The sequence below is a fragment of the Bacillus sp. S71 genome (assembly GCF_016625265.1).
GTDB lineage: Bacteria > Bacillota > Bacilli > Bacillales > Bacillaceae_G > Bacillus_A > Bacillus_A cereus.
Genome location: NZ_JACVUW010000001.1, coordinates 1 through 26,314 on the forward strand (window position 1 = coordinate 1; position 26,314 = coordinate 26,314).

Here is a 26,314-nt window from a genome sequence, read left to right on the forward strand (position 1 = left end):
AAAACCAAGAACAACCATATCAACAAAATCCATATGCAGCACCACAAAACCAAGAACAACCATATCAACAAAATCCATATGCAGCACCACAAAACCCATACACAACTCAACCACAACAACCGCAATACCAACAACAAATGTATCAACCAAACTACGACGCACGTGTCTCACCACCTAAACCACCAACAATAGATCCAACGCAGCCACAAATTTTACCGCCAGGACCAACATTAGACATTACACAACCACAAATCTTACCACCTGGACCAATTACTGAACCAACACAACAACAAATTCAACAAGTTGTCGGTACACAGTTTTTACCTTTCAAGAAACCCGTACTAGATTTCGTAAAACCATGGGTAGATTACGGTTTAAATGAAGCAAAACATACATCACACGAACACGCATTAACAGAAGTTGCTGCGATTATGTTTTTAGTTGGTAAAGGCTTCAATCCGACGATTGCTCATTATATCGTAGAATCTTGGGAGAAGAATGAACAGTTTTAGGGTTGTTCGTTTTATTTTTAATAAAACAAACAAGCGTCACAAATGCCTGTTATACAAGCATTTGTGACGCCTTTTATTTGTTATATTATATTCTACTTCAAAAGGGTATTTCATATTTTTTTACATGTTTTTATATTATTTGTGAGCAAAATGTGAGCAAATAATAACCTTTTAATTAAACTGTATTAGCTTGAATTTTAATTTAATATAATTCTTTTAACATAAATTTTTACGATAAATCTTGAATTATAATCATTTTGATAAACAGGTATTACCGTTCCCATTGGTGAACTTGCGTGCGGAAAATATACCTTCATATTATATGGTTTCATTTCACACGTCACATAAAATGCCCTTTTATCTGATAACATTTTTCTATGATATCACTACTTGTTATTAATTCTTGGCTGTTTTTATTCTTGATATTAAGACTGTTTTTATGAGCATTTCGTATAAGTATGATGTAACTGATTAAAGCTATTTTCAAAGACGACATATCGGCGATACTTTATGTCTATTTCTTATAGGTGTTAGCAAGTTCGTTTGCAAACTTGTTAGCACTTTTTTATATTTCTTCTATAAATAAATCCCCCTTAATATAATCTAAATTTTATATATTTACTTTTCTTCTATTTATCTTATAATTTTAATTGGGAGAGGGAGGAAAAAAATGGTTCAAATCAAAGTGACACCTGAAATGCTAGAAGATGTTGCAAATCGTGCAAGTAATACCAGGATTGCATTAGAATCTATACATAATAATTTATGTAATGAAATAGATTATTTGTGTTTTCAATGGATTGGTGCCTCTAACCAACAGTTCATTCAAATGTTCAATGATGCAAGACCAAAAGCTTTTACATCTATCAATTCGATTATAAAAGTGGAAGAGGATTTGAAACGAATTGCCGAAAAATTCCGTACCGCAGATGCTTCATATGATGGAAATCTTGAAGAAGGAGCAATGTGTGGTAAGTTAAATAGTGAGAAAAATGATGGATCTTTACGTGACAAGGTTTGGCATGGTCTCAAGGAAACTTATGAGGATCTTAGTAAAGTAAAAAATTCCGATGAGTCTTTATATGATAAATTTAAACATGGTATCGATGCAGCGTATAAAGATGTGAATAAAATAAAAGACACTATAGATGATGAAATCGCATCTGCTTTTGAAAAATCTGGATTAGGTATCCCCTATCACTTAAAAAAGGGAATGAGCGACGCTATAGGTGATGAATTATTAGGACTTGCAGATGCAGTTATCCATCCAATTGACACATTTAATAACACGATTGAAGCCGTTTCTCACCCAGTCGAGACGTTCAATACGATAAAACAAACAATTTCTGATTCTTGGAATCGTGATGTTACCAATGGTGACTCGTATAGTGGTGCAGAATGGTATGGAAGCGCAGCTGGTCATACTATATTGGCTGTTGGACAACTATTCGTAGGAACAAAAGGCGTGGATAAAATTGCAATGTTGAACCCTGGCACAAAATTAGCTGAGATTTCACGAACTGCTAATCAAAGCTTGCAAGACGCTGCATCCTTATTCAATCGTAATCGCAATGAGTTTGCTTTAGCTGGCGGAAATAATATACGCTCTGCATTTGATACACCTGATTTTAGAAAAGCTGAAGAAAAACTATCGACTCATCAGTTTGCTAAAGACGAGGCTGGTTCTAGCGGAAATAATCCTGTTAATGAAAGTCATACTTCATCACTCTCTACTAGCGAAATTATATCTAGTTTACAAGAAACTGAGAATTTCCGGTCAAACTCACTCAAACATATCCTTGAAGGAGAGATAAACCGGAGAGGCGAAGCAACCGGATACCACTCAGAGTTTTTAGAGAATACTCACGGAAGAATAATTCCTGGCACAGATCGTAGCATTAATGATTATGGGGCATACAAAGCCCAAGTGGAAGTGGATGGGATTCCTAAGGCGGCGAATGGTGGCTATTCTACTTTTTTCCCTAAAGATTGGCATCCACAACAAATCGTAGACAATATAAACGAGGCATACAGCAATAAAATTCACATGGGTGGTAATACTAATATCTATGATGGAGTAGGGATAGACGGCCTACCTATTCGTTTGTTTTTAGATGGTAATGGTAAAATTATTTCTGCATTTCCAAGACAAGGTCGATAATTTAATTTTTAAGGGAGAAAATAATATGGATTACAAATTTGAGTTACTTAGTACAGGAAGTTTAGTTATTAGACTACCAAAGGAATTCGATATTTTAGAAGCTTTTTTAAATGTAGAGGTATCTGAATTCGGTGATTGGATAGCAGAAACTGTAGATAAAGTTTTAAATGAAAAAAGTGATTATGAAAAAATAAGTGCGAATATTTTTGGGGCAGATGTTCGAAGAGATAAAACTGTTATATTTAATAAGTATGATGAAGATGAAATCGAAATCCCTCTTGAAATAGAAACTATTACATTAAGAAATTTAATAGATATTTGGTTAAATGAATACACAAAATTAAAAACCGAAAAAAATAACAATTAAATGATGTTACATACAGCACGAAAAAGGCCGCCTATAATAAGGGGCCCTTTTCGTTAAATTAACGCACATTCACATACGTATCAATAGCCGTAATATAGAAAACTTGCCCATGACTATTATGCACTTTATATTGATACGAATCATTTACACTTATCTTCGCATCAATTATAAATCCTAATCCTGCATCTACAGAACCAGCCACATCTTTATCCTGCCAAGATGGAGCATCATAGAAACGTAGATTGTTAACTTTTGAGACAACACGCTTTCCAACAATAGAAGAATCTACTGTACTTTTCTTATTAAACTTCACATAAGATGGATCGTTCTTAATCCACTGATTTCTACCAAGATTTAACCACCCGTCTTTTTCAGCCCACACAATATAAGATTCTGGTTTGTTCAACTGACGAATCTTAGAATAGCTTGTGCCAGGTCCTTTACGTAAATTAACGTTATAACCCTCAATATAAGCAATCCCATCTGTTACGGATGTTGGTACTTCCGCTGGTTTAGATGGCTTATCAGGAACAGAAACATCCACACTAGAATTATTGTATACTCGTTGTACATCTGCTCTAAATTGAGCTTCTGAAACGCCATGAGACTTTAAGTAATCAATTATCTTCATGATCTGTACCGCCAAGGTAATGAGTTACATCGCTATGTGTCCATAATCCTTTTTCTACAGATAACCCACGGTCACGTAAGATTTTAGCTAGTAACTTAACTTATTTGTCATAGCTGCGTTTGAATTTTGTATAGTCCGCTGTTTCGCATAACTCTACATGTACAAATCGTTTAAATCACTTGTAAAAACTGAAGAAGGACTATTTAAAGCTGCTACTAAAACTAAAACTTCTAATAGAAGCATTAGTATCTCTTCCTTTGTTATAACTGAGTTACAAACATACTACTTTTATAAAAAGAAAGAGTTTTTTCGCTGGGGTATCTCCTTGAATGAGGAGTCCTATATTTTCGCTGGCAATACGATTCATTCTCCCTTACATATAGATGCTCCTCATCGTTTTTTGAAAGACCATTATAAAAAAGCTGGTGTTCCACGAATTCGTATTCACGACTTAAGGCACACACATGCAACACTTATGTTTCAAGCTGGTGAGCATCCTTAAATTGTTCAGAATCGCATAGGACACTCCTCTATTCAAATGACTTTAGATAAATATAGCCACATTTCACAAAACATGCAGCAACAGGCCGCAGAAAAGTTTGAGAATGTAATAAAACCTTATGAAAACATCAAATAAAAACCAAAAAATTCTAATGTGAGCATTAATAAAAGGCAGAGCCTATAAACCTTGATATGACAAGGTTTATAGGCCTATATCGTTGAATCTTGGGAGAAGAATGAACAGTCTTAGGGTTGTTTATTTTATGTTCAGAAAAACTATAAAAGCGTCGCAAATGCCTGTTATACAAGCATTTGCGACGCTTTTTATTTGTTATATTATATTCTACTTCAAAAGGGTATTTCATATTTTTTCACATGTTTTTATATTATTTGTGAGCAAATAATAACCTTTTAATTAAACTGTATTAGATCCCCTTGATAAATAAACATTCCCCTTCCATTTGTTGAACTTGTGTTCTAAAAATATACTTTCATATTATATAGTTTCATTTCGTTTCATAGGTCTTATTAAATACGTCTTTATTTGATAAGGTTTTTCTACGATATCACTACTTATTATTAATTCGTGGCTGTTTTTATTCTTGATATTAAGACTGTTTTTATAAGCATTTCGTATAAGTATGATGTAACTGATTAAAGCTATTTTCAAAGACGACATATCGGCGATACTTTATGTCTATTTCTTATAGGTGTTAGCAAGTTCGTTTGCAAACTTGTTAGCACTTTTTTATATTTCTTCTATAAATAAATGCCCCTTAATATAATCTAAATTTTATATATTTACTTTTCTTCTCTTTATCTTATAATCTTAATTGGGAGAGGGAGGAAAAAAATGGTTCAAATCAAAGTGACACCTGAAATGCTAGAAGAAGTTGCACATCGTGCAAGTAATACCCGAATCGCATTAGAATCTATACATAATAATTTATGTAAAGAAATTGATCATTTGTGTTTTCAATGGATTGGTGCCTCTAATCAACAGTTCATTCAAATGTTCAATGATGCGAGACCAAAAGCTTTTACATCTATCAATTCAATTATACAAGTGGAAGAGGATTTGAAAAGAATTGCTGAAAAATTCCGTAATGCGGATGGTCAAGATGTTACAATGGAAGAAGGTGCAATGTGTGGCAGACCTTCTTCAGAGGAAAAAGGATTTGATGGTAAAAAATTAGCCAGAGATTTAGCTGGTGAAATAAGTGGCGAATATGATGTGCGTCGTGCTTGGGATGGTGTTGATCCATCAACTGGAGAAAAACTTTCCACTTGGGAAAGAATTTTCGCTGGAGGAATGGCTGTAGCTGGTCTTACACCAGTTGGAAAAATTGCCAAAGTTGGAAAAGGGGTAAAAATGACTGCAAATGCAGTTGAAGCTGCTAATACTGTTAAAAAAGCTGAAAAGCTAAGAAATGCTACACAATACTCCACTCGTATTGAAGATAAAGTAATAGCGGTTGAAAAACAAAACCTACCTGGAACTCTTGGTGCAACATTTAAAGATGGTAATTATAGAACAGTAAAAACAACAGAAGATATCAATTTTTACCGAGCATATGGTGGACAAGCTAAACCAAACGGAACATTTGTTACTACAGTTCCTGCGCCGAACAAAATTCAAGCAAAAATAGATTTAGCGTTATTACCTGAATGGAAAAACACTCGACAATATGAAGCGGTAATACAAGCCCCGGAAGGTACAATATTACAAATAGGACGAGCTGAAAAACAAACAACTATGTCTGGAACAATATTTAAAGGTGATGAAGACCAAGTATTATTACCATTCGGATATCCATCAGAATGGATCAAAGAAGTTAGAGAAATTCCAGGTAAATAGGAGGAAAATATATATATGTCTAAAAATGCAAATGTACTATTAAGTCAAATCAAGATAGTAATTGAAATTACAAAAAATAAACAAAAAGAAAAAGAAGATCCATTCTATGAAGATTTACTAAAACGATTAAATCGTTTAGCTAATTATCTGCAAAGTAACGATTATACTAATGACGGATTAGAATCTCGTCGAATTAAAGGCGCAGTGAGAGCCTATACTGATACCGGTCTCGTAAAAAGCTTTGACGACCCTCTACTTATTGAATTAGATAAATTAGAGACTATGCTAAATGAAAATTAACAATTCCTTTCAAAGTATATTAATTGTAAATAAATAAAAATAGACCACCTATTACAGGTGGTCTATTAGAATCTTGGGAAAAGAATGAGCAGTTTTAAGGGTGTTTATTTTTAAGTATCTAGAACACTCGCTAAGTTTAAGGAGAACTTAACAGACATGCGTCCGGCATAATGCCATGTCCACACCCAAGGATCGGTTACATAAAATAACGTATCTAACATCGGAAGTCTATTGGTCTTTCCCCCTTATAGTAACACTCTCTTCTACTAAGACCTTTTCTTTCTAGGGCCTACAATTAATTTAATCGCTGTTCTTTCTTCATTATTGATAGAGATCTCTTGAAACGCTGGAACAAAAGCTAAGTCAATACCACTTGGAGCGACGAACCCTCTTGCAATCGCAATTGCTTTAATCGCTTGATTTATAGCTCCAGCCCCAATCGCTTGAATTTCCACATTACCACTTGTTCTTAGTACACCCGCTATTGCACCCGCGACTGAATTTGGGCTTGATTTTGAAGATACCTTTAATATATTTTCCATGTAAGTTGCTCCCTCTATTATTTAATCTCTCTTTCGTTACAATTTTAAATATTTTAGCGTATCTTTAATTACTATTCACACCAAAAACAAACGATGCTTCATATGTACATTTATTCTATATTTTCTGACTTCTTCCTGCCCAGCTACACAAATAAAATAAAAAAATAAACTAAATAATCTAATATACATACGATTAAATATCATAACTTCACCAAACGATAACATCCATACAGCAAAAGATAATATTGCTGTTTGTCAGACGAAATTAATATAGTAAAATGAAACTTTACTCAGTGGGGGTTTTGTTCATCCCCAAACTAACTTCTTTGCTTTCACTGAATTTTGAGGTGGGGTCTTACCGCTCGGAAAATAGCGGGATAAACGTTTCCTCGTTACTTTAATCCATTTAGAAATCCCATTCATTTTTCTATCAAATTATGAACCTTATCATCTTCAAAAAGTGTTACAGGTAATACCCCAATACTATATTTCATCATTTGAGCACTTTATATTCCAAATCTATCTCCTTTTATAGTACAAGCATACACGCCAATTGTGATTCATTTTCATAAACTATTATGTGTTTTACATTTATTAAGAATAGGAGGTAATATATTGGGTTCATACTATCATTCTTCAAACTCGTATAAAAAATGCTCATGTAAATCTTCTTCCAGTTCAAATAAAAAATGTTCATGTGACCATTCACATAAACGAAGCTGTCCTGCATACGGAACTTTTTGGCAAACTGAATTTATAACTGTTCCTTTTGGAAACCCTTTTCCATTTAATCACGTTGGACCTTTAGCAGGAGGCGTTTCCTTACTAAACCCTACTACTATACAATTTAGACAAGCTGGTGATTATAGAGTTTCGTTCATTTCCAGTATTAATACTACTTTAAATCCTGTATTTCCACATATCCCAGTCATAACTATATTTTTAAATAACAATCCACTTGCTAATAGTCAAGGTGACTTCGCTATTCAAATGAATACTTCATCAAATAACGAATGTCTTCAACTCGTTGGCGAAACGATTGTTACAGTGCCAGCTAATTCAACTCTTCAACTTAGAAATAATAGTGGCTTTAATCGTCAAAGTATTGTAACTTGTGACAATGGTATAAATTCAGTTGAATTAACAGTTACAAAACTAAGTTAATATTATTTCTTCACATTCAGATGCTATTTCAGCATCTTTTTTTATTGAATAACAGTTTTCTTCGACTTTTATTATCTCTCATCACGCAAAAAAAGTGCAGAATTCTTTCTAACACAAGATTTCTGCACTTTTATATTATGCTTATTTATTCTTCCTTATTTCTCTACATAAACCGACTTAACAATCGTACGATTATATGGTTTTCCTTCTTTATTCATCCCTTTTATATCCATCGTAACGTTATATACTCCCGGTTGTTTTATATCTTTCAAAGCACCTGTAAATGTATTCGTATTAACATTTTGTAATTCATTAAATTCAGAGACTAACTTACCTTCTTTATTAACGACTCTTACTGTTATGGAAAGATCCCCTTTCATTTCAGGTGCCACTGGTGATTTTTTCAGTTTATACTCAGGTTTATTTACTTTAACCTTTGTAGGCATTTGAAGAACAAATGGCGCGTCATTCTTGTAATCGCTTACAACTAAATATGCATCTTTCGACTGCTTCGCCATCATTTTGATTTTCCATTCGCCTACTTCCAATTTATCAAACTTGAATGTTCTAATTGTCGCCCCATTAAAGAAAGATTCGCCTTCACCAGTAGTTATAGCACTATCTTTGTTTGCATAGATTTTTCCTTTTGGAGATACCATTTGTACTTCTACATCAGAAGAAGCAGTTAGTACAGAAACTATTCCTTCAGCCTTTTTATCAACAGAAATACTTTGCTCTATCCACTGATTTTGTGGTAATTCGCCTCCTAAAATATTTTGATTTGAAGTTGTATTTAATTGTTCTAGATTTTCATTTGAACTAGTGCTGGATGCTACTAAAGCTGGTAATCCCACATTTGTCGTACGTAAATATGGTTCAATTCGTGCAAAAACAGCTGATCCTTTTCTTATATTGTCATGATCAAATCTTGAATCTGTAAATAAATGTGTACCGTACGATAGCTTCGCACTCCATTCATTTACTAGTCCATCATTTGAACCGTACGACGATAAATATAACCCGCCCATAGATAATGCAGAAAATGTTGGCCCCCAGCTAGTCCCAGTAGCCGTATAGTAACGGTTTAATTTAGCTGCTGGGTTGTTATCTATTGTTGAACGAAACTTTGCCATTTCACCTATTTGTAACGAATACGTACCATCATCTTTTTGACCTAATATAGAAGCAAGCCACCCTGCCCACCAACTATATGATAAATCTGCTAAATTTGAGCCGTGATGCGGTGTAGCAAGTGTAATAACATTTCCGACAAATCGATTCGCACCATATTCAACTAATGCGGCTTGTGTATCAATACCACCTTTACTATGCGCTACAATATTAACTTTTTTACCGAAATGATTATATATTTCTTCAAGTTTTTGTGCTAACAATTTTCCGTTATCCCACTGACTAGCCGAACCTTTCCCAGCAGCATCATACAATTGTATAAACACTGTTTGATAGTCTGCTTTTAAAGCATAATCATACATATCATTTATATCATGATATACTGTCTTTCCATACCAACTATCAGCATTACCATTTCTTCCTTGTACAAAGAGAATTGGCGGTTTATTCTCATCATAATTAGCAGGTTTTTGGCCTAAAAACCATTCTCCAGGTGTGAATACTTCTGTATCAGGAAACCCCTTTCCAAGCTCTTTTACAACTTCTGCCTGTACATTTGTGCTAATCGTTGGAGCCATGATAAAAAATACAATTAGTAAGGCCACACATCTTCTCATCAGTCGCATATTACTCCCCCTATTTTTTTGAAAGAAGGTGTTCTTTATAATATTTTATATTTTCCCTTCCTTAATAATAGCTAATCTTTTATTTTAAAAAGATGTTAGCCCTATTTTTAGAAGGTTACTAGTTGTATACCCTCTTCCTTAACTCTCGTTATTCTCTTTGTTTCTACCTCTTCCTTTTGATAGAATACGACAAAAAAGTTTCTCAATAATTGTTAACTTCGCTACACCCAGATATTTTTTTAATCATTATTGTTTATATAAAGCATACAAATCTTGAAAAAATTTTAGTAAAAAAACTTTTTATTACTAGTTAGTTATTTAAAAATATAATAAAGATATGTACTTTCTTTTCATTAAATACAAACTAATTTTAAAGGAGCTTATATTATAAGACTTTCCTACGATTAAAATTTAAACTGAAATTTCCGAATAGATAGTTATATTTCCAGAAACATATATTATGATAATTTTCGTGCACTTGAATTAACTTTTTAGAAGTACTAACCTATCGGTGAGCAGAAGAAAATTCTGTAAAAAGAAAGGAGAATACTTTATGATGACCAAATTACAAAAGGAGTTTTTTAAACGCTTAAAAATTCCTGCAAAAGAAATAACATTTGATGATTTAGATGAAATTCTCTTAAAAATGGGAATGATTCTCCCCTATGAAAATCTTGATATTATGGCTGGCACTATTAAAAATATCTCAAAAGATAACTTAATAGAAAAGTTACTTATTCAAAAACGAGGTGGACTTTGTTATGAATTAAACTCCTTATTGTATTATTTTTTAATTGATTGTAGGTTTCAAGTATACAAAGTAGCCGGTACTGTTTATGATCTGTACGATAATAAATGGAAACCCGATGATGGTCATGTCATTATCATATTAAGTCATGAGGATAAAGATTATGTTGTGGATGCAGGTTTTGCATCTCATCTCCCTTTACATCCAGTCCCTTTTAACGGAGATGTCATCTCCTCTCAAACAGGAGAATATCGAATTCGTAAGCGAAATACTCGAAAAGGTACGCATATTTTAGAAATGAGAAAAGGAGCTAACGGAGAATCTACAAGTTTCTTACAATCTGAACCTTCAAATGAATGGAAAATAGGCTATGCTTTCACTGTAGATCCAATAGATGAGAAAAAAGTGAATAACATTCAAAAAGTGATTGTAGAGCATAAAGAATCTCCTTTTAATAAAGGGGCTATCACTTGTAAATTAACTACTTATGGTCACATATCATTAACAAATAAAAATTATACAGAAACCTTTAAAGGCACTAAAAATAAACGACCAATAGAATCTAAAGATTACGCTCGCATTCTTCGTGAATCTTTTGGAATAACGCAAGAGAAATATGTAGGAAAAACACTAGAAAGAGGTTAGTTGACTACAAGTATTTCATAATAAAGCAGATTCTATATTTAGAATCTGCTTTATTTTATATTTTGTTATAAATTAATTTAATTTTGTTGTTACCCTTTAATTTTCAATTATATATTCATCATCATATTTATCGTATTGTAACCCTTTCCCTATCTTTGATTCTGTAACTTGATCTCTTAAAAACGGTGCAGCATCCATTTTGCTAGTTGCAATTTCAATTCCATATTTTTTCGTTAAATGAGCTAACTCTATTAAAAACCACTCTCTTCGCAATGTAACTGGAATATCCAATGTTTTTCTTTTCATATATAATAGCACCTCTTTTATTTTCATAGCTTAAAAACATCACTGGATGCACTTATTAAAACTACCTTTCACCGCTAACATCCAATGAAACATTATAGTATATGCATGTCCATTTCAAACGTGCTATCACAAATATGATATTTAAGTTTACATAATTATATTATGTAATAGTAGAAAAGGAAGGCATGTCCCTTCCCCTTCTACTATAGAGATTTAAATTAAGAACATCTTGGTACACCTAAAGCTAAAAATAAACCTGCTACTCCCGCAGTAATCGGTACTTTTAACGTAATAACATCGTCTACCTTCGTTACTAAAAAGTAAGCATTACCTTCTTGTAATATACAAGTTACCAACAATTGAAATTCCATTCAAATCTCCTCCTTTCAATCGATATACTATAATTTATGAAATATCTTTCAAAAAGTAATAGGAAATATATCTATTTTTCTCTATATATAAAATAATCGTTTATAAGTCTAGTAAAAATATTAATTTTCTAAATTTATATAATACGTGTAATATCCAATAAGTTCCTATATAATCAATAAAGAAAATCTTACAAATGGAGGTATGAAAATGGAGGTTTTGAGTAATATTGGTGCAGCTTTATTTTTTATTGCTTTTATTCTTTTAATCTTATGTATCATTTCATTCTTTAAGAAAAATGGAAAAGCAAAACAATATGGTCGTCCTACCGTTATTCTTTTTATGATTTCAATTATATTAATAGTGACCGGTACAACAACATCTGAACACCCGGTCATCGAATTTTTTGCTATTTTAAGTTTCATTCTATTTATATTCTTCCTTGTACTTGCAATATTATCTGTTATTAAGAAGACAGGTGTAGCGAAAAAACAATTTATTATTACAGCCGTATTATTTGTCATTTTTGTTGCGCTATCAGGTATTTCAGCTCCTTCTTCTGAAAAAACGACAGCAACTAGTACAAAAGTCGCATCAAACAATGAAGAACAAAAAGATAGTGAACAGAAAAAAGAGCTAGAAAAGAAAGAGGCGGACGAAAAAACTCAAAAGCAAGAAGATGAGAAGCGTCAAGCCGAGGAACAAGCTCGTAAGCAAGAAGATGAAAAACGTCAGGCTGAGGAACAAGCTCGTAAACAACAAGAAGAACAGAAACGTCTAGCTGATGAACAGGCTCGTAAGCAACAAGAAGAACAAAAACGACAAGCTGATGAACAAGCTCGTAAACAACAAGAAGAACAAAAACGTCAGGCTGACGAACAGGCTCGTAAACAACAAGAAGAGCAAAAAGCACAGCAAACTCAAACACAACCTGCTTCAGGAAATACTAGTAGTGCATATTACAAAAATTGTGCCGCAGTTAGAGCTGCCGAGAAAGCTCCTCTATATAAAGGACAACCAGGTTATGACTCACATCTTGATCGTGATGGCGATGGAGTTGCATGTGAAAAATAGTAATAAAAAAGAAGCTTCTAATAAGCTTCTTTTTTATTATCAGAAACTATTACGACGAATTCCCCTCCCACTTCCTTTTATAAAATTCATTTTATTATCCTTAAAACTGACACATAATAAGTGATTTCAATCACCACATTGATTTTCATTTATCGCTATTCTTAATTTAGTTATTACATTCAAACTTTATGGAGGCGTTCATATGAAACATGCATTTACTGAAACTTCTATTGTCGGTGAGATCGTTACACAATTCCCGAAAGCTAGTGATCTTTTTAAATCATATAGAATAGACTTTTGTTGTGGTGGTAATAAACCACTTATTGATGCAATTCATGAAAGAAATTTATCAGCAACAGAAGTACTTACAGAATTAAATACACTTTATAATAATACGAAACGATTAAATGAATCTGAAATTGATTGGAAAAATGCTTCTTATCGTGAATTGATTGATTATGTTATAAATAAGCATCATCGCTATTTAAATGAAGAATTACCACAGTTAAGTCCGTATGTGACGAAAGTATTACGCGTCCACGGAGCAAGTCAGCCTCACTTAGCTCAAATCCATAAGCTATTTCACGAATTAAAGATGGAATTAGAACAACATTTAATTAAAGAAGAAACAGAAGATTTCCCATTAATTTTAGAATTTGAACAAAATCCAATTGAAGAAAACTATGTGAAATTACGTAAAGTAGTAGATGAGTTGGAAAATGAACATAACCACGCAGGCAACATTATTAAAGAGCTTCGTAAAGTTACAAATGACTTTACTCCTCCAGAAGGAGCTTGCGGTACTTATCGACTTGTTTACCAACGTCTTGAAGCATTAGAGTCTGACTTAGTTGAACACATTCATTTAGAAAATAATATTTTATTTCCACGTGCCATTACGAGAGCATAAATAAATTGCAGGACATGAGTATACATACTTATGTCCTGTTTTTTCATTTGGTAAAAAATATACACATCCCTCTCGAATAAATCCGAATTTTAACAATTTGTGAATCATTATAAAAATGTGATAAATATCACATCTCCCCTTTTTTGGATTTTCTATAATAGAAATATAATCCTTTGTTCAACATTTCACAGAAAAAGGGGAAACGAAAATGACAAAACGTTTAGTTATGATCGGAAATGGTATGGCTGGAATACGCTGTATGGAAGAAATATTAAAACATAATAGTGATTCATATGAGATTACTATTTTGGGAGATGAACCGCATCCAAACTACAATCGCATTATGCTCTCTCACGTTTTACAAGGCAAAACAAATATGCAAGATATCATTATGAATGAATATAGTTGGTACGAAGAGAATGAGATAACTTTATATACAAACGAAAGAGTTCAAAGTATTAACCGAGAAGCAAAAATCATTATCACAGAAAAAAATCGTACTCTTACATATGACAAACTCATTATCGCAACAGGTTCTAGTGCTTTTATTTTACCTGTTGAAGGTTCTACTCTTCCTGGTGTAACAGGATTTCGAACAATTGAAGATACACAATTTATGATAGACACCGCTAAAGAAAAGAAAAAGGCCGTTGTTATTGGTGGTGGGTTACTTGGTTTAGAAGCCGCAAGAGGTCTTATTGACTTAGGGATGGACGTACATGTTGTTCATTTAATGCCAAACTTAATGGAGCAGCAACTAGATACGAAAGCAGCTTCTCTATTACGCGAAGATTTGGAAGCGCAAGGCATGAAATTTCTAATGGAAAAGAAAACTGTAAAAATTCTTGGTACAGACCATGTTGAGGGCATTCAATTTGAAGATGGTGAAGTTGTAGATTGTGATTTAGTCGTAATGGCTGTCGGAATACGCCCAAATACGCAAATAGCAAAAGATGCTGGTTTAATTGTAAATCGCGGTATTGTAGTCAATGACTATATGCTAACAAATGATGAGTCCATTTATGCAGTTGGAGAATGTGCAGAGCATGACGGTATCGCATATGGACTTGTTGCTCCTCTTTATGAACAAGGTGCGATATTAGCAAAACATATAACAAATTTACAAACTGATGGATATTCGGGCAGTATCGTCGGTACGCAATTAAAAGTTGCTGGTTGTGATTTATTCTCTGCTGGTCAAATTTATGAAGATGATCAAACGAAAGCAATATCCATCTTTGATGAATGTAAACGTTCCTATAAAAAAGTATTAATTCGTGATAATAAAGTCGTCGGTATCGTTTTATATGGTGACACAGCTGACGGTACACGCCTCTTTAGCATGTTAAAGAAAGAAGAAGATATACAAGAATATACACCAGCTTCCATTCTTCACAAAGCTGGTGAAGAGAGTGAACTTGACGTTGCTACTATGAGTGCTGATGACACGATTTGCGGATGTAATGGTGTTACGAAAGGTACAATCGTTCACGCCATTTTAGAACAAGAGTTAACGACTTTTGAAGAAGTTAAAGGCTGTACGAAAGCCGCAGGGTCTTGTGGTAAATGTCGTCCGCTTGTGGAACAAGTTTTATCTCATACACTTGGAGATGCTTTTGATGCCTCAGCGCAATCTGCCGGTATGTGTGGATGTACACCTTTATCCCGTGATGAAGTCGTAGCGGCCATTCACGAGAAAGGCTTAAAATCTCCAAAAGAAGTACGAAATGTTCTTGGTTTTGCACATGAAGACGGCTGTTCGAAATGCCGCCCTGCTTTAAACTACTATTTACGTATGGCGATTCCAGAAGAATATGAAGATGATAAATCGTCCCGCTTCGTTAATGAAAGAATGAATGGTAACATCCAACACGATGGTACATTCTCTGTTATTCCACGTATGTACGGAGGCGTTACAACAGCAGATGATTTAATGAAAATTGCTGAAGTTGCGAAGAAGTATGATGTTCCACTTGTGAAAATTACCGGTGCAAGCCGAATTGGCTTATACGGTGTCAAGAAACAAGATTTACCTAACGTATGGGCTGACTTAAATATGACTTCTGGATATGCGTATTCAAAATCTCTTCGTAATGTAAAATCATGTGTTGGCTCTCGTTTTTGCCGTTTCGGTACGAAAGATTCATTAGGACTTGGTATGTTGCTTGAACAATCATTAGAAATGGTAGATACACCTCATAAAATGAAAATGGGTGTAACTGGTTGTCCGCGTAACTGTGCGGAAGTACTGACGAAAGATTTTGGCGTTGTTTGTGTCGAAAATGGATATCAACTTTATATTGGCGGAAATGGTGGTACTGAAGTACGTGAAGCTGATTTTGTAATGATTGTCCCTACTGAAGATGATGTCCTTCGCATCGCTACAGCTTACATGCAATATTATCGTGAAACTGGTATTTACGGAGAGCGTACTGCCTACTGGACAGAACGTTTAGGCTTCGATCACATAAAAGAAATACTGCAAGATGCAAATATGGTTACTACGTTAAATGAACGTTTCCAAAAAGCTCGTGGCACATATAAAGAAGCATGGGGACAAGCACTAGAAACGAAATCATTAAAAGCGATGTATGAAGTAGAAACTGTGAAATAAGGAGCTGTGACCTATATGATACAAACGAAAGAAAAAATAAAAGTTATGCGTGCAGAAGACCTTCCTATTCAAATCGGTAAAGAGGTGCAAATGAAAGGTATGTCTTTCGCCCTATTCCGCCTTTCAAATGGCGATATTCGAGCTGTAGAAAATCGTTGTCCTCATAAAAACGGGCCATTAGCGGAAGGTATCGTATCTGGAGAATTCGTCTTTTGTCCACTACATGATTGGAAAATTTCACTACTAACAGGTGAAGTTCAAAAACCTGATGACGGTTGTATTCAAACGTATGAAGTAGAAGTTATTGACGGAGATATTTATATATACATGTAATTTACAAAAGGAAGCCTCCCCTGGCTTCCTTTTAAATAAAAATAGACGAGGTGCGAATATGAACGGATATGTATATTTAGTTGGTGCAGGACCAGGTGATGAAGGGCTTATTACAAAAAAAGCGATAGAGTGCTTAAATCGTGCTGATATCGTCTTATATGACCGCTTATTAAACCCTTCCTTTCTTAATTATACAAAAGAAACATGTGAACTTATTTATTGCGGAAAAATGCCAAAGAATCATACTATGCGTCAAGAAATGATTAACTCACACCTCCTTCAATTTGCGAAAGAAGGAAAAATCGTAGTCCGCTTAAAAGGCGGAGATCCATCTATTTTTGGCCGTGTTGGTGAAGAAGCAGAAACTTTAGCATCAGCAAATATTCCATATGAAATTGTACCAGGTATTACATCTAGCATCGCCGCTAGTATCTATGCAGGTATTCCCCTCACCCACCGTGACTACAGTAATAGTGTCACTTTATTAACCGGACATGCAAAAGGTCCTTTAAGCAATCATGGAAAATATAATTCATCTTACAATAGCGACACGATTGCCTACTACATGGGTATAAAAAACTTACCTACAATTTGTGAAAACTTACTACAAGCAGGAAAAAAAGAAGATACGCCAGTAGCAGTCATTGAATGGGGTACAACTGGTAAACAGCGCGTTGTCACAGGGACACTGTCTACCATTGTTTCTATTGTCAAAAACGAAAATATTTCTAATCCTTCTATGACAATTGTTGGTGATGTCGTTTCCTTACGTAATCAAATCTCTTGGAAAGAACGCAAGCCATTGCACAGCAAGAAAGTTTTATTTACATCTGCAACAAATAAAAAAAGCGCAATAAAGCAAATGTTACAAGAGTCCGGTGCAGAAATATATCAAATTCCAACTTTCAAAAAGAAAGAATACACATTAACCTCTGAACAAATCAATAAGATTTTTAACGTTGATCGTCTTGTATTTTGTTCCGCTGACAGTGTAGACATCTTAATGCAATCATGCAGTAAATATCATAAAGATATTCGTTCCTTACAGGCAGAACTTCAGTATATGAACCTTTCTATTCAAGAAAAGCTCATGCAATATGGATTGTTCAGTAAACCTGCGCAATTTTCTTCGAATTCAACGATTTATTTAGGACGAAACATTAACCGAATTGCTGTTATTCAAGAAAAAATTGGTGCTGGTTCCTATATGATGACTCATGAGTACACAATTGATCATCGCTTCGATGAAATTCATTCACGTATTCTTTCTGAATTCTCATGGGATAGCATTGTATTTGAAGGTCGTGCTTCTATTGATACGTTTCTAGCAGAAATAAAACGCCTTGGCTTTATCAATATTCTTACTCTCCCATTCTCGTATACCGACGTTCCAACTTTACACTATGCAAATAAAGTTGGGTTTCATAGCGTAGATCATCAATTACAAGAAACTCTTATGAAGAAAGACATGGTGAGACAATGAAAGGAATTGTATATGTTGGACATGGGAGCCGGCTACAAGAAGGTAATGAACAATTCATTCAATTTATTCAATCTGTTATGAAAGAGCGAAACGAAAGAATTCAAAAAATAGCTTTTCTAGAACTAACGACACCTACTATTTCGGATGCAGTTACAGAAACGATAATAGAGGGAGTAACTGAAATAATGATTGTACCTGTTTTATTATTTGCAGCAGCTCACTATAAACGTGATATTCCTTTTGAAATAGAGCAACTACAAAAGAAATATCCACAAATAACATTTTCAGTTGTACCTCCTTTTAGTACACATCCACATATGGTGGAACTTGTAGTGAAAAGAATACGTGAAGCTATGTCAATGCAAAATAGTAGTATTTTACTCGTAGGACGAGGCAGTAGTGATCCACAACCGATACATGAATTACAACAAATCAGAGCAGCTGTCGAACGAAAACTTGGTATGCCAGTATCCTGTTCCTTTTTAACGAAAGGAACTCCCTCTTTTGCTGCTGAGCTCAAGGCTATAACATCGACTGCGTCCCATGTATATGTCATGCCGTATCTTCTCTTTACCGGATTATTACTTCAAAAAATTAAATTGCATACAAAAAAATATGATCACGTTACGACTTGTAACTGTCTTCAGTTTGATACATACATGAAGTTAACATTATTAGAACGAATGGAGGAATGCATATATGTATAACATGTACCCTCTTATGTTTAATCTACAAAATAAAGTGGTCGTTATCATTGGTGGAGGTAAAATTGCATATCGAAAAGCGTCTGGATTAAAAAATACAGGTGCTTTCGTCACTGTTGTCAGCCCAGAAATTTGCGAGGAAATGAAGGAACTTTCTTATATTACTTGGAAGCAAAAAACTTTTAGTAATGATGATATTAAAGATGCTCATCTTATTTATGCAGCTACAAATCAACATGCTGTAAATATGATGGTCAAACAGGCCGCTCATGATTTCCAGTGGGTTAACGTTGTAAGTGGTAGTACAGCATCATCTTTTCACACACCTGGTGTCATTCGAAATGATAAATATGTTGTCACTATTTCAACTTCAGGTAAGGACCCATCGTTTACGAAGCGCATGAAGCAAGAATTAACATCTATACTTCCTAAACTTATAAAAAAACTTTCTCATACTCGCAAATTGTAATCTATCACTCAGCTAAAATAGTAATTAACTTTGAACAAACGTTTTTAGAGGCGTTTGTTCTTTTTGCTTTAGTTTCGTTTTTTAGGCTCAGACAAGCAATTGGACAAGAATCTGTGAAGAAAAATAACGGCAACAATTACGGACATAAAAAACAGTTGCTTGAGAGCAACTGCTTCAATACAGGTTTTATATTGGATATTCATTCAACCAAATTAGCGCATATTCATACTCATCAAAAAATCTCACAGATTCTTTCGTATTAGATTGTTGTAAATAATCCATTATCTCCCCCTCTTCAAGGAGAAATGCAATTGCCTTACTGTGATTCAAAATGGTTTCATTGAAAAACTTCTCTTTCCATACTTTTTGAACAGAAAAATGATTTGGCGTGTATCCTTTTCTATCCACCAACAATTTATATTTCCGCCCTTCGGAAATGAATTGCTGACAAACCTGCTCGAAACCATTAAACCATTCATACACATCATCTGTTTTTATATTACCAACTAGATGGGTAACAATTACATCTCCTGAAACTGTTGTGCTGATATTTTGTTCACTCAACTTGGAATCATCCCCCTTATTTACAATAATACGGAAAAACTACATGGAATCAATAAAGATAAAATTCTTACTTGACGCTCCCCCATCACTATCAACCTAAGCTCATGTAACGTCAATTATAAGCGAGATTGTGTCTTTTTTCGCAAATCTATATGTAGATGCTTTAAAGATTTACATACGAAATAACCCGTAACGAGTTTCCTTTTTTTTTTGAATTAAGCCACTTGATTATCAGACATAGTACAATTGTAAACGACACTCAATATATTTAAGACTGTTTTCTTCTCATATCGATGGGATTTCCGTCCATCATTTACCGCCTCAAATCTATTCGTTTTTGCACGTACATTCAAAACAAAATATATGACAAATAAATAACGACAGTTACTGTAATAATGCTGAAAAGTGTTGAAAATAAAACGATTTGTGCATGTAATTCAGGTTCTATTTGATACTCCATAGCAATGGTTGATGTATTTCTTGAAGTAGGAAAAGAACTTGCAATAAATAATGATTGTGCAACAATACCATCCATGTTTAGTAGATATATCATAGCAAGTGCTAATAATGGTCCCATCAGTAACCTTCCAATTAAAGCCCACGTTATGACTCGATGGAAAAAATTAAGCTTAATGTTGGATAATTGTGCCCCTAGCAATATGAGTGCTATTGCAACAAAACCATTCGCAAGCTGATTAAGAGGAATAAAGATAGAATTAGGTATTTGAATTGTAAAAGATTGAAAGAAAACCCCTAATACGAGTGCATGAAATACAGGCAGTCTTAGAAATGATTGAATAATACCTCCGATTGTTTTTGTTGCTGATAGTAAGTTATATATCCCATATGAATAAGTTAAAAGATTCTGGAAAATAACAATAAAAATTTGAATGGAAACCCCCACTGGATTGTGACTGAAAATCAATTGACTTACTGGTAACCCATAATTACCGGAATTCATTAACGAAATGCTATTTTTTAGAGCTGCACTTTCTCCTTTTTCTAACTTTAATATTTTTGAAATGAAATGACTTACTATGATCAGACTCAGACTATAAAGCATTAAATAGTATATTATCTGGAGCAACAAACCTGTTTCTATACGAATATCATATATATTCACAAATACAGCCGCTGGCATCAAGCAATAAGTAATAAGTGTAGATAGCTGCTTTAAGTTAAATTGAAACTTTCTTTGTAAGATTGCACCAATTAGCATCAATATTAATATTGGTAATATCACGTCTAATATAATAAAAACAAACATGTAAAACCTCATTCCAAATATATTATAGTTGGATGAAACTCTTTACTAAATATGGACCACATTTAATTCATCGGAAAACACCCTCAGTTCTTAATAATCAGAAAACTGAAATCAATAATATGAAAATTCTTATTTCATTTCCCTCCCCTCTCTTTTCTTTAAAATATCAAATATAACTCATAAAGAAAATTATGGATTGTTTATACAAATTCATAATTTTATCTTATCAACCTAAACGGTATTTTTTATTTTAAGTATTCTTTTTCACAATATCCATTAGCCTTACCAAAAAATCTGGCCCTAGAGAAATCTGATACTGCAGTTACTATGCGAAGAATACTTACATCAATTCCATACTTGTCGCTTAAAACACCTAACATACCTGATACTTGTTTATCTTGAGTGGACTTATATTTTTTTCATCTAAACATCCCGATTCAATTAAATATTTGCATTCTAAAAATGAGTTCGATCTTTAGAATAGATTTAAGATTTCCTTCACTAATCTACCCTTTAATTGAATAACTTTTGACTTCTATATTTTAAAATAAAATTCCATAAACCTTCTGTTTTTCATTTTAAAAACACATTCTTTTAGAAAACGAGCGTTTGTTGAGATAGCAATAAAAACATGTTGAAGCCTATTACTAAAAAAACCATCCCAATATACTTTGGGACGGTTCTTTTTCCTTATTAATGATTCTTTAACATCACTAACAATTTCTCTCGGCTATACATCCACACTGTAATAATTAAACAAGCAAGTGCGACTTCTGATAACGCCATAAATCCAATTGCATAATGACCTGTTAATTGGAATAGTAATGTTAAAATTAGCGGTGGGAAGAATCCTCCTAGTCCACCTAAAGCTGATACGAGACCATTTACAATACCAGCTTGTTCTGAGAAATACATTGGAACGAGTTTAAAGATTGTACCATTACCTATACCTGCACAAAATGCGACTAGTAGGCAACCAAATGTATACACGTTCATGCTAGGCATAAATGATAAAATAATACCTGAAAGTGTTAAACCGATAAATACAAAGATTAATATTTTAAATGGATTAAACTTATCACCGAGCCAACCACCAATTGGGCGCATAATTGTTGCGAGTACGATGAATCCAGCTGTCCGCATACCTGCATCTACTTTCTCTAATCCGAAGTGAGATACTAAAAAGTTTGGTAAGTATACGGTAAATGCGACAAATGATCCGAATGTTAAAAAGTAAAAGATACATAAAAACCAAAGTTTTTCATTTTTATATACACCTTTTATTTGTTCCATTAATGGTGTATTCACCTTTTTCTCTTTACGATCGCCTAATAAAAAATTCATAAGTGCAAATGCTGCAAGTAAAACCAAATAACATTGTACTGTCGCTCTCCAGCCAACTGAAGTTGCGATAACAGGCGCTAAAAATGAAGTAATGGCTGTTCCGGCATTACCTACACCGTAAATACCATTTACAAAACCGTGACTCTCTTTCGGAAAGTATTTTGGTAAAGAAGTTACCCCTACAGAGAATACAGCACCACCGATTCCGACAAATAATCCACCAATAATTAAATCCATCATAGAATTGGCAACACTAATATAAAAGACAGGAAATAATAATAAAATAAAACTAATAAAGAATAATTTTCTTGCTCCGAAACGATTTGTCCAATAACCAATTGGAATGCGAAGAACAGAACCTAAAATAACCGGTACTGCTGTTACCATAGAAATTTGTCCCGCAGTTAATGGAATATCCGCTTTAATATAAGGCATTAATGATGATAAAATGACCCATACCATAAAACCGATAACTAGATTAGAAGTTTGTAAACTTAATTGAAAATTAGGACTTTTCATCCTGTTCCCTCCTATGTATGCATAGTTATATTCATTCTCTCCAGCCTAATCACGTCCTAACATGATTAGGCTGAAAAGAATCAACCACCACTTACTGGCGGAATCATTGCTACGACATCGCCAACTTGAATGATGTCATCCTCATTTGCATACTCTTCATTTATCGCGACCATAATCTCGTTTGAAATTGCTACATTATATTCCTTAATCAGAACTTCCTTCAGCTTCGCAACTGTAATATTTTCACAATCTATGTGTAATGCTGGCTTACTTACTTCTTCTTGTAAATGTGCAAATAATAGTACTTCAATCATATACTCCTCTCCTTTCCAGGCTCACCATTTGCATATGTTACCTTCTCTAACTGATCACCTATCCATGACTCACCATCTTCCCAAAACTCTTTCTTCCAAATTGGAACAATTTGTTTAATACGCTCCATAATATATTCGTTCGCCTCATATGCAGCTTTCCGGTGTGGTGTAGAAACAGCGACAACAACAGCAAGATCAGAAATTTGTAATGTACCAATACGATGTGTAATAGCGACATATGTCCCCGGCCACTTCTCTCCTACTTCAGTGCCAATTCTCTCAAGCTGGTTCTCCGCCATTGTCTTATAAGCTACATACTCTAAACAAAGTGTACGTCGACCTTTCGTAAATTCTCTAACAGTACCAATAAAAGTAGTAACCGCACCACACTCACGACGAATTACTTTGTTTGTAACTTCTTCAATTGAAATAGGTGTATCAATTACTTCATAATACGTATGTGTCATCTTGCACCTCTGATCCTTATATAAGTTAGCAATCTCTTTTTCTATTACTTGTATGATCGAAGCGGCTCTTCCCACGGCCACTCACTTCCGACGTTCGATTCTAATAACAGTACCGAAACGGTTATTCCTGTTTCAAATCCTCTCGTTCCTCCCGGCAGAACGATAAATGCATTCGCTTCTGCAATTGAAGAAATTGCGCTAGATTTATCTAAACCGACTGGTGTAACTTGCAATTGCCCATCTACAATTTCTACTCTCCCTCTTACAAAACGAGTAAACGGATTTGCTTTCGAAATGTCTTTCTGTAAAATTGCCTCTGCACGATATATGTGCGGATCTTTCCTATGCAAGTATGTTCCAATGACAGGTCGAACATACAATTCACATCCGACATAACAAGCAGAAGGATTACCAGATAGACCAAATAATAGTTTTCCCTCTAACTCAGCTACAGTTGTCACACTTCCTGGTCGCATCGCTATTTTGTTAAAAAGTACATTAGCTTGTAATCTCTCATAAATAGCCGGTAAATAATCATAGTCTCCTACTGAAACGCCACCAGTTGTAATTAATATATCAACTTCTTTTATCGCTTTTTTTACAGTGTTATAACACGTCTCAAAATTGTCAGCGAATTGCCCATAATACTGTACAATTCCACCTGCTCGTTCAATTTGAGCAGCTACCATATAAGAGTTACTATTTCGAATCTTCCCTGGCTTTAATTGTTCATGTACTTCGAGCAGTTCACTTCCTGTCGTTACAATTCCAATGACTGGCTGTTTTACAACATATACCGTACTATAACCAAACGTAGCAAGAAGTGCTGCAACTCCAGGATTAATAACAGTCCCTTTTTTCACCAGAATGCTATTTTGTTTTACATCTTCTCCTTTAAAAGAAATGTTATCCCCAGCAACAAAGGAGCGTTTCAATTTCATATAAGTCTTTTCGTTTTCTTCAAATCCTTCCGTTAGCTCTAACATAACTACTGCATTACACCCCGCAGGAATTGCCGCACCTGTCATAATACGGACAGCTTGAAATGCTTTCACATCTTCTGTAAAAACAAAACCTGCTCCAATTTCACCAATCACTTCAAACAGAATGGGATTACTGCTACTTGCTTCTTTTGTGTCTTCTGCTCGAATCGCAAATCCGTCGTATGGAGAACGATTGAAATGCGGGACATCATGATCTGCAATAACATCTTCTCCAAGTGTTCTACCGTAGCTTTCTATAAGAGAAACCTTTTCTATTTCACCTTGGTAAGCATATTCCATTACACGTGCAACTGCTTCTGCCACTGGAATTGGTATACGTTTTTCTAACATTCTTTTTCACCTCGTTTTAATAAGGGACAACTCTCTTTCTGTTCATCCTATATATTTTGCGTATAATCGTTTTGCTATTTTCACATCATTTGTTCCATGAATAAATGCCCTACCGTCTGTAAATAAAACGAAACGATATTCATCAATTAGAAATGATAGTAAGTAAGGCGTTTTTTGGACAAGTACACTTTTTTGTAATCGTTTTTGAACTTCCTCTAAATGAAGAACACGTTTTACCCCTGAACGGATTTGAACCGTATTCCGTCCGCATAGCACTTCCATTTTCATCTGTGCTTCAAATGTTAAACTTGGGTACGTGCGTGTATTTCCACAAGATGGACATGTATTTTTCTTCTGTCTATTTACTTTTAATGAGAGATATTGATTGTTCCAAATATCAAATGATAACATTGTTCCTCTTAGCGCCTCGAAATCATCCACCAATATTTTCATCGCCTCTGTTACTTGATGAGCAACGACCATTTGTACAGCCGGTTGAATGATTCCTGCTGTATCGCATGTTGCACTGCCCATAGGATGATCCATTAAGCAGCGAAAACATGGTGTTTTCCCTGGAAGAATTGTATACGTTACACCGTAACTTCCAATACATCCACCGTATATCCAAGGTATATTTTCTTTTTGTGAAATGTCATTTATAAGTAGGCGCGTATCAAAATTGTCAGTCGCATCTAATATGAGATCCACTTCTTTTGTTAACTCTTTCATTTCTTGCAGTGTGACATCCGATACAACTGATACAATTTCCACTTCAGAATTAATCTTTCTTAAATGCTCTGCCGCTGCAATTGCTTTCGGTTTGCACTGCTGTGCATCTTCTTCTGTATATAACTGTTGCCGTTGTAAATTACTCCATTCGACGTAGTCACGGTCAGCAATTGTCAATTTCCCAATTCCCATTCTAACAAGAGCTTCTGCATTTGCAGCTCCTAGTGCACCCGCACCGATTAGGAGCACATGCTTTTCTCTTATTTTTCTTTGTCCCATTTCACCAATTCTAGAAAACAATACTTGTCTTGCATAACGCTCTTGCATA

Annotated in this window: 25 protein-coding genes and 2 pseudogenes; 15 read left to right on the forward strand and 12 right to left on the reverse strand. The window is 34.3% G+C overall.

The annotated features are described in order from the left end of the window. From IBT51_RS00005 to IBT51_RS00015, 3 genes are all read left to right on the forward strand, one after another. A partial coding sequence (locus IBT51_RS00005; RefSeq protein ID WP_002153015.1) for a hypothetical protein occupies nt 1-512 on the forward strand: 512 nt, incomplete at its 5' end. A 670-nt stretch (nt 513-1,182) separates the two neighbouring features. Beyond that, the gene (locus tag IBT51_RS00010) at nt 1,183-2,673 is read left to right on the forward strand and encodes a WXG100 family type VII secretion target (protein WP_200457889.1); all 1,491 of its coding nucleotides are present in this window, start codon (nt 1,183-1,185) and stop codon (nt 2,671-2,673) included. Between the two features lie 25 nt (nt 2,674-2,698). Beyond that, on the forward strand, nt 2,699-3,040 hold the full coding sequence (locus IBT51_RS00015) for a hypothetical protein (protein ID WP_000384715.1): 342 nt from the start codon (nt 2,699-2,701) through the stop codon (nt 3,038-3,040). Nucleotides 3,041-3,098: 58 nt separating this feature from the next. Here the strand turns inward: IBT51_RS00015 and IBT51_RS00020 are convergent. Next, nucleotides 3,099-3,843, reverse strand: a pseudogene (locus IBT51_RS00020) (N-acetylmuramoyl-L-alanine amidase); the annotation flags it as partial. Between IBT51_RS00020 and IBT51_RS00025 the strand changes: the two are divergent. The 3 genes and pseudogenes from IBT51_RS00025 to IBT51_RS00035 all read left to right on the forward strand — a co-directional run. Continuing rightward, a pseudogene (locus IBT51_RS00025) lies at nt 3,844-4,308 on the forward strand (site-specific integrase); the annotation flags it as partial. It lies immediately after the preceding pseudogene. Between the two features lie 717 nt (nt 4,309-5,025). Next, nucleotides 5,026-6,030 (forward strand): WXG100 family type VII secretion target, encoded by a 1,005-nt coding sequence (locus IBT51_RS00030; protein ID WP_200457890.1) that lies wholly within the window; start codon nt 5,026-5,028, stop codon nt 6,028-6,030. Nucleotides 6,031-6,045: 15 nt separating this feature from the next. After that, a complete protein-coding gene (locus tag IBT51_RS00035; protein ID WP_023521790.1) occupies nt 6,046-6,330 on the forward strand; it encodes a hypothetical protein in 285 nt (94 codons plus the stop codon). Between the two features lie 266 nt (nt 6,331-6,596). Here the strand turns inward: IBT51_RS00035 and IBT51_RS00040 are convergent, their stop codons facing one another. Further along, the gene (locus IBT51_RS00040) at nt 6,597-6,872 is read right to left on the reverse strand and encodes a stage V sporulation protein S (RefSeq protein ID WP_000427801.1); all 276 of its coding nucleotides are present in this window, start codon (nt 6,870-6,872) and stop codon (nt 6,597-6,599) included. Nucleotides 6,873-7,487: 615 nt separating this feature from the next. Here IBT51_RS00040 and IBT51_RS00045 point away from each other — a divergent pair. Next, entirely contained in the window at nt 7,488-8,036 is a 549-nt protein-coding gene (locus IBT51_RS00045) for a hypothetical protein (RefSeq protein WP_000536156.1), read from the forward strand. Between the two features lie 155 nt (nt 8,037-8,191). On the opposite strand, the gene IBT51_RS00050 is transcribed toward IBT51_RS00045, so the two are convergent. Further along, entirely contained in the window at nt 8,192-9,793 is a 1,602-nt protein-coding gene (locus IBT51_RS00050; RefSeq protein WP_200457891.1) for an esterase/lipase family protein, read from the reverse strand. 553 nt (nt 9,794-10,346) lie between these two features. Here IBT51_RS00050 and IBT51_RS00055 point away from each other — a divergent pair. Further along, nucleotides 10,347-11,186, forward strand: coding sequence for an arylamine N-acetyltransferase family protein (locus IBT51_RS00055; protein ID WP_069355495.1), 840 nt, complete (start codon nt 10,347-10,349; stop codon nt 11,184-11,186). Nucleotides 11,187-11,282: 96 nt separating this feature from the next. Here the strand turns inward: IBT51_RS00055 and IBT51_RS00060 are convergent, their stop codons facing one another. Continuing rightward, complete coding sequence (locus IBT51_RS00060) at nt 11,283-11,492, reverse strand: hypothetical protein (RefSeq protein ID WP_000824207.1); 210 nt, start codon at nt 11,490-11,492, stop codon at nt 11,283-11,285. 218 nt (nt 11,493-11,710) lie between these two features. Next, the gene (exsG, locus tag IBT51_RS00065; RefSeq protein ID WP_000395679.1) at nt 11,711-11,863 is read right to left on the reverse strand and encodes an exosporium protein ExsG; all 153 of its coding nucleotides are present in this window, start codon (nt 11,861-11,863) and stop codon (nt 11,711-11,713) included. Between the two features lie 208 nt (nt 11,864-12,071). On the opposite strand from exsG, the gene IBT51_RS00070 reads away from it, so the two are divergent. The 7 genes from IBT51_RS00070 to IBT51_RS00100 all read left to right on the forward strand — a co-directional run bounded on the left by IBT51_RS00070 (nt 12,072) and on the right by IBT51_RS00100 (nt 19,448). Beyond that, nucleotides 12,072-12,935, forward strand: coding sequence for an excalibur calcium-binding domain-containing protein (locus IBT51_RS00070; RefSeq protein WP_157418149.1), 864 nt, complete (start codon nt 12,072-12,074; stop codon nt 12,933-12,935). A 202-nt stretch (nt 12,936-13,137) separates the two neighbouring features. Further along, the gene (gene ric, locus IBT51_RS00075; RefSeq protein WP_053564651.1) at nt 13,138-13,845 is read left to right on the forward strand and encodes an iron-sulfur cluster repair di-iron protein; all 708 of its coding nucleotides are present in this window, start codon (nt 13,138-13,140) and stop codon (nt 13,843-13,845) included. Nucleotides 13,846-14,053: 208 nt separating this feature from the next. Next, nucleotides 14,054-16,459: an NADPH-nitrite reductase large subunit gene (nirB, locus tag IBT51_RS00080; RefSeq protein ID WP_200457892.1), complete on the forward strand. Its 2,406-nt coding sequence runs from the start codon at nt 14,054-14,056 to the stop codon at nt 16,457-16,459. Nucleotides 16,460-16,474: 15 nt separating this feature from the next. Then, on the forward strand, nt 16,475-16,792 hold the full coding sequence (nirD, locus tag IBT51_RS00085) for a nitrite reductase small subunit NirD (RefSeq protein ID WP_000616683.1): 318 nt from the start codon (nt 16,475-16,477) through the stop codon (nt 16,790-16,792). Between the two features lie 58 nt (nt 16,793-16,850). After that, the gene (locus IBT51_RS00090) at nt 16,851-18,275 is read left to right on the forward strand and encodes a uroporphyrin-III C-methyltransferase (RefSeq protein WP_157418151.1); all 1,425 of its coding nucleotides are present in this window, start codon (nt 16,851-16,853) and stop codon (nt 18,273-18,275) included. Continuing rightward, the gene (locus IBT51_RS00095; protein ID WP_000676477.1) at nt 18,272-18,982 is read left to right on the forward strand and encodes a sirohydrochlorin chelatase; all 711 of its coding nucleotides are present in this window, start codon (nt 18,272-18,274) and stop codon (nt 18,980-18,982) included. The genes IBT51_RS00090 and IBT51_RS00095 overlap by 4 nt, the downstream gene beginning before the upstream one ends. Then, nucleotides 18,975-19,448 (forward strand): precorrin-2 dehydrogenase, encoded by a 474-nt coding sequence (locus tag IBT51_RS00100; RefSeq protein ID WP_078401106.1) that lies wholly within the window; start codon nt 18,975-18,977, stop codon nt 19,446-19,448. The genes IBT51_RS00095 and IBT51_RS00100 overlap by 8 nt, the downstream gene beginning before the upstream one ends. Nucleotides 19,449-19,634: 186 nt before the next feature. On the opposite strand, the gene IBT51_RS00105 is transcribed toward IBT51_RS00100, so the two are convergent. From IBT51_RS00105 to IBT51_RS00135, 7 genes are all read right to left on the reverse strand, one after another. Next, complete coding sequence (locus tag IBT51_RS00105) at nt 19,635-20,042, reverse strand: STAS/SEC14 domain-containing protein (protein WP_255288114.1); 408 nt, start codon at nt 20,040-20,042, stop codon at nt 19,635-19,637. A 319-nt stretch (nt 20,043-20,361) separates the two neighbouring features. Beyond that, nucleotides 20,362-21,279: an AEC family transporter gene (locus IBT51_RS00110; RefSeq protein WP_000497496.1), complete on the reverse strand. Its 918-nt coding sequence runs from the start codon at nt 21,277-21,279 to the stop codon at nt 20,362-20,364. A gap of 693 nt (nt 21,280-21,972) precedes the next feature. Then, a complete protein-coding gene (gene narK, locus IBT51_RS00115) occupies nt 21,973-23,142 on the reverse strand; it encodes a nitrate transporter NarK (RefSeq protein WP_200457893.1) in 1,170 nt (389 codons plus the stop codon). A gap of 80 nt (nt 23,143-23,222) precedes the next feature. Next, nucleotides 23,223-23,456: a molybdopterin converting factor subunit 1 gene (gene moaD / locus IBT51_RS00120; protein WP_000573676.1), complete on the reverse strand. Its 234-nt coding sequence runs from the start codon at nt 23,454-23,456 to the stop codon at nt 23,223-23,225. Further along, a complete protein-coding gene (locus tag IBT51_RS00125; RefSeq protein WP_000149965.1) occupies nt 23,453-23,923 on the reverse strand; it encodes a molybdenum cofactor biosynthesis protein MoaE in 471 nt (156 codons plus the stop codon). Before IBT51_RS00125 ends, moaD begins: the two co-directional genes overlap by 4 nt. Nucleotides 23,924-23,967: 44 nt before the next feature. After that, complete coding sequence (locus tag IBT51_RS00130) at nt 23,968-25,257, reverse strand: molybdopterin molybdotransferase MoeA (protein ID WP_000890786.1); 1,290 nt, start codon at nt 25,255-25,257, stop codon at nt 23,968-23,970. Nucleotides 25,258-25,299: 42 nt separating this feature from the next. After that, entirely contained in the window at nt 25,300-26,313 is a 1,014-nt protein-coding gene (locus tag IBT51_RS00135) for a molybdopterin-synthase adenylyltransferase MoeB (protein WP_078401110.1), read from the reverse strand. Between the last annotated feature and the right edge of the window lies 1 nt (nt 26,314).